General features: G+C 62.5%; 1 protein-coding gene. It reads right to left on the bottom strand.

Annotated features, from left to right (window positions below):
• Positions 1-123: 123 nt before the first annotated feature.
• The coding region (locus AC1D0Z_RS22945) for a toxin-antitoxin system YwqK family antitoxin (protein ID WP_477660433.1) at positions 124-929 on the bottom strand (806 nt) is incomplete at its 5' end.

Below are 929 nucleotides of genomic sequence, written 5' to 3'. Positions count from 1 at the left end.
GCCTGAGCTTCGCGCTTAATGCCAGCATGAGCCGCGGAACTGGCTTTGCCAGGCCGCAGGCGGGCGGCCCCCTCGGGGGGCAGCGACCCACACGAAATGGGGGAGCGTGGGGGCTCTATTCTGTTACCTAGAATACGCTTTTCTTGAGCCGTCCTCGAAGACGGCATCGTCGCTCAGCAATTTGCCGTCGCTGTCCCAGATTTTCTCGCGCGTGATGCGGCCGCGATCGTCGTAGCTCGATTCGGCCACCAGCTTTCCAGCCTCGTTGAAGCGCTGGTGTGTGCCCAGAGGCAATTGCCGGTAGCGGTTGGAGGCGCTGTAGCGGCCGGTTGCGGCGATCTTTCCGTTGTCGAAGTAATCGGTGGCTTGCAGCCAGGCGCTATCGCCGTCGCCGCCGAATTCGTTTTTGCTGCGCGGCTGGCCGTTGAGGTAATAGGACTGGTCGCTCACCAGTTTGCCTTCGGACCATTTCCTGTCGCGCGTCAGGGTACCGCTGTCGGCGAACTCCTGCTCCCGTTCCTTGAGTGAATTCCTGGCGGTTTCACTGTCCAGCTTCCACTGGATCTCGCGCCGCTTGACGCCGGCGTTGTTGAAATGGCGCTCGATCCGGATGCTTCCCGATACCTCGTCCAGGTAATCCGGCTTGCCACCCTCGCCCAGCGTTTCATGGCGAATGCGTTTTCCGGCCAGGTAACTGCTGGTGCCGTTCAGCACGCCCTTGCTGCTGAAGAGTTCGATCTTTGAGGCGCCCCCCGAAAAGCCGCACCAGCGGACGTCCTCGGCCGGCRCTGCCAGCAAGGGCTTGTCGCCGCAGCGCAAGGCCTGGAGTTGGCCGCGGTCGTTGAATTCGGCATAGGCCTGCTCGACGCTGCCGCCTGCGCGCGGCCCGTAAAACACGATACGCCGCAATTGCCCATTGGTGTGAAAGC

This window comes from Polaromonas sp. P1_E3, assembly GCF_056405935.1.
Note: the sequence above shows the minus strand (reverse complement) of the source record. Positions and strands in the feature narration are given on the sequence as shown.